Annotated in this window: 3 protein-coding genes and 1 pseudogene; 3 read left to right on the top strand and 1 reads right to left on the bottom strand. The window is 58.8% G+C overall.

Features of this window, described 5'->3' with window-relative positions; all coding sequences use genetic code 11:
- Positions 1-295: pseudogene (locus tag ALO64_RS16305) on the top strand (acetyl-CoA C-acetyltransferase); the annotation flags it as partial.
- Between the two features lie 91 nt (positions 296-386).
- The gene (locus tag ALO64_RS16300) at positions 387-1,160 is read left to right on the top strand and encodes an enoyl-CoA hydratase (protein ID WP_044343898.1); all 774 of its coding nucleotides are present in this window, start codon (positions 387-389) and stop codon (positions 1,158-1,160) included.
- Here ALO64_RS16300 and ALO64_RS16295 read toward each other — a convergent pair.
- Positions 1,100-2,740 (bottom strand): type VI secretion system Vgr family protein, encoded by a 1,641-nt coding sequence (locus ALO64_RS16295; RefSeq protein WP_044343899.1) that lies wholly within the window; start codon positions 2,738-2,740, stop codon positions 1,100-1,102. The genes ALO64_RS16300 and ALO64_RS16295 overlap by 61 nt on opposite strands.
- A gap of 325 nt (positions 2,741-3,065) precedes the next feature.
- On the opposite strand from ALO64_RS16295, the gene ALO64_RS16290 reads away from it, so the two are divergent.
- Positions 3,066-3,770, top strand: coding sequence for a YebC/PmpR family DNA-binding transcriptional regulator (locus tag ALO64_RS16290; RefSeq protein WP_002553245.1), 705 nt, complete (start codon positions 3,066-3,068; stop codon positions 3,768-3,770).
- Positions 3,771-3,788 lie beyond the last annotated feature (18 nt).

Raw genomic sequence — 3,788 nt, 5'->3', positions numbered from 1 at the left:
GAAATTCCTATGCATCAAGACAGGCTGGGCGCTGGATGACGTCGATCTGTTCGAGATCAACGAAGCGTTTGCAGTCGTGCCGCTGGTAGCGATGAGTGAACTGGGCCTTGCGCACGAGAAGGTCAATGTCAACGGTGGGGCGTGCGCGCTGGGTCATCCGATAGGCGCTTCGGGCGCGCGGATCATTGTGACGCTGTTGGCGGCTTTGCAGCGCAGGCAGCTCAAGCGCGGGGTGGCAGCGATTTGCATCGGTGGCGGAGAGGCCACCGCCGTCGCCATTGAAATCATCGATTAGATAATTTATTCATAGAGTTACGGTTTTTTTCGAATGTAGATTCTAGGTTTTATGCCTGTGCATGGTTATTAATTTAAAAGGATATTTATCAATGTCTTACGAGACAATTCTAAGTGAGGTTATAGGCAAGGTTGGCGTGATTACGCTGAACCGTCCCAAGGCACTTAATGCATTGAATGCTCAATTGATTGACGAGTTGAACCACGCACTCGACCAGTTCGAAGCAGACAGTGCCATCGGCTGCATCGTGCTGACCGGTTCGGAAAAAGCCTTTGCGACCGGTGCCGATATCAAGGAAATGGTCGACCTGTCCTACCCACAAATCTACCTCGACGACCTGTTTCGCGAAAGTGATCGGGTGGCCGCGCGGCGCAAACCCATCGTGGCGGCAGTGGCCGGTTTTGCGTTGGGTGGCGGTTGTGAACTGGCCTTGATGTGCGATTTCATTCTGGCGGCTGAAAACGCCAGGTTCGGGCAGCCGGAGATCAATCTCGGTGTGTTGCCGGGCATGGGCGGGACGCAGCGTCTGACTCGCGCCGTCGGCAAGGCCAAAGCCATGGAAATGTGCCTGACCGGTCGCCTGATCGATGCTCACGAAGCCGAACGTGCCGGGCTGGTTGCGCGGGTAGTGCCACTTGAGCAGTTGCTGCCGGAAGCCCTCGCGGTAGCGGCGGTGATCGCCGGCAAGTCCCTGCCGGTGGCGATGATGGTCAAGGAGAGCGTCAACCGCGCGTTCGAGGTCAGTCTGGCCGAAGGCATCCGGTTCGAGCGCCGGGTGTTTCACGCAGCCTTCGCCAGTCACGATCAGAAGGAGGGCATGAACGCGTTTATCGACAAGCGCCAGCCGGATTTCAAGGACTGCTGATCTACGCGACCCAGAATCTGGATGTGCTGCGCATCAATGTGCAGCTCTGCCGCCTGCCCGTGAACAATCAACTCGCTGTCTGTTGTAGCGCGCAGGTGCCGGCCGCTCGCAAGTCGAATGCAATCGGCTGGTTTTGCAGACTGGTCGCCGTGCCACAGACTGTCTTGCGAGGCGTATTCAGCCGGTGGTAGGGCTGCGCAGATAACCGGGCGCTCGGGATGACTGTCCAGATAACGGACCAGTACGCGTGAGCCAGGCAGCAACTGATGAATCTCGCGGCAGGCCACCAGCGCCATCGGCCAGCGCTGGGTGGTTCGGTCTTCCGGGTGTTGCGCTTGCCAGTCGAAACGAACCGGTCGGTAGCCGGGCTGTTCTGCGTACGTGTCGCTGTCTTGCAGCGTGGCTATATGATCGCCTGTGGCGGCCGGTCGAGGATGTCTGGCTGAAGGGCGAAACGGCATCGCCCAGGGGATGGCCTTGAAACGGTTGCCATAGCCATTGCCTGATAGCTGTGCGGCTGCGGGTGATGAGCGCTGCTCGTCGGTGAGGATGCGCAGGATTGCCAGGGCATCATGGGCGGTGGCCCCTCTGAGCACCTGTAATTGCCGACCTGCGTGCAGCACCTCGGTCAGCAACCATTGGTCGTTAAGCAATGGCTCCGGGTGATCAAGCACCTGTATGACTTCGCCACTGCGCAAGCCAGACCGGTTACTGTGCCCGCTGACCTCGCGCCGTTCGCAGCGCAAGCGCTCCAGCTCGCGCATGCCGCGCTGGCGACCTAGCGCCTCTTCCTGGCTGATTGGGCCGAGAACGCCTGACGGTTGAAATGCATGATTGGCTGCGGGTGTTCTGGCGTTCTCGTCGTGCTTTGACGAGGGGGGCTGCGTCTGTTTCAGGCCTGGAGCGGGTTGTCGCGAAACGCCTGGAAGCGTCAGCACTTCTGCCATGTGCAAGAGCGTCCCGGTCGATGTGCCTGACTGTTCCTGACGCTTGAACCGTAAGGGTACTGGCTGTGCCGGAAAGCTTGCAGAGTCATCCGAGAACACCAGCCGATGGCCGCTCTGACGATGTTCGAAACGGAAATGAATGCCTTCTTCCTCGCACAGGCGTTGCAGCAGGTGCAGATCGCTTTCGTCGTACTGGATATGCAGCGGTCTGGCCGGGTAAAGACCGTTCATGTGCTCGAAGCGGTAAGCGTTTGCGCCAATACCGTGTGTCTCAAGCAACTGAGCGATCAACTGAGGAGGCGCAATATCCTGATAGATGCGCCGGTGCCGATGGGCTGCAAGCTTGCCAAGGCTGGGCATCAGGATCAGGTGATAAAGGCTCACGCGAGCCCCGCTGTGGATTCGGGCCGCATGGCAGATCTGGCCATGCACGCCGCCGCGACGCTCACCGAACCTCAAAAACGCTTCTCGGTGCAGCAGGCTGCGCACATCCAGAAGAGGGGCGCCGATCAGCCAGATATCGAAGCGATACGCTTCATTGAGAGCATCACGGCCGGTGAAGCTGATGACATGCAGATCCGTCTGGCAGTCGGTAATCGCCAGTATGATTGGCATTTGCAGGTCCTTGCGCATCTGCGGGGCTCTCTACCTTCAAAATCAGGGTGCGCAGGTTACGGAATACCTTGGCCTAAAAGCATTGCTGCAAGGTTTTTCGGAAAAAGACTACAAGCAGTGATGGAAAGCGGATGATTGCCGTCGGCCCGATTGGCAGCCATCTTGGCGAGTTCGTTCGAGCAATGTGCGCGGCGGGGGTTTCATCTGCCGTGATCGCGTATAAAATGCGCCGCGCCGGACAGGATATTTGCCGGTGACCCTTTTTCAGCGCCTTGCCAGCGCCGCGTTCTGTCAGTCGTGCAGACGCAGGCGGCGAGGTGCCTAGCGAATCAAGAGAGCAGACATGGGCGCACAGTGGAAGGTCAAGCATAAAGAAGCGGCAGCCAATGCCAAGGGACGCACGTTTGGCAAGCTGTCCAAGGAGATCATGATCGCCGCACGCGCTGGCGCAGACCCGGACATGAACTCGCGTCTGCGGCTGGTAGTGGAACAGGCCAAAAAGGCCTCGATGCCGCGCGAAACCCTGGAGCGTGCCATCAAGAAAGGCGCAGGTCTGCTGGGCGAGAGCGTCAACTTCGAGCGTCTGACTTACGAAGGATTTGCGCCGCATCGCGTACCGGTGATCGTCGAGTGCCTGACCGACAACATCAATCGTACGGTCTCGGAAATTCGCGTGCTGTTCCGCAAGGGCCAGTTGGGTGCTGCGGGCTCGGTTTCGTGGGACTTTTTGTATCAGGGCATGATCGAGGCTGTCCCTGCAGCAGCGGATGCCGACCCGGAGCTGGCGGCAATCGAAGCCGGTGCCCAGGATTTCGAGTCGGCTGAGGAGGGCGCTACGCTGTTCCTGACCGAATCCACAGACATGGATGCGGTTTGCAAGGCGCTCCCTGAATTTGGTTTCACCGTGCAGTCGGCGCAATTGGGTTATCGCCCGAAAAGCACCGTGGATGGTCTGACCGAGGAGCAGATGGCCGAAGTCGAAGCGTTTCTCGAAGCCATCGACAATCACGACGACGTGCAGAACGTGTACGTGGGTCTTGCAGGCTGATCACTGTGTAATGGAGCA

It is taken from the genome of Pseudomonas meliae (assembly GCF_001400515.1).
Taxonomy (GTDB): domain Bacteria; phylum Pseudomonadota; class Gammaproteobacteria; order Pseudomonadales; family Pseudomonadaceae; genus Aquipseudomonas; species Aquipseudomonas amygdali.
Note: the sequence above shows the minus strand (reverse complement) of the source record. Positions and strands in the feature narration are given on the sequence as shown.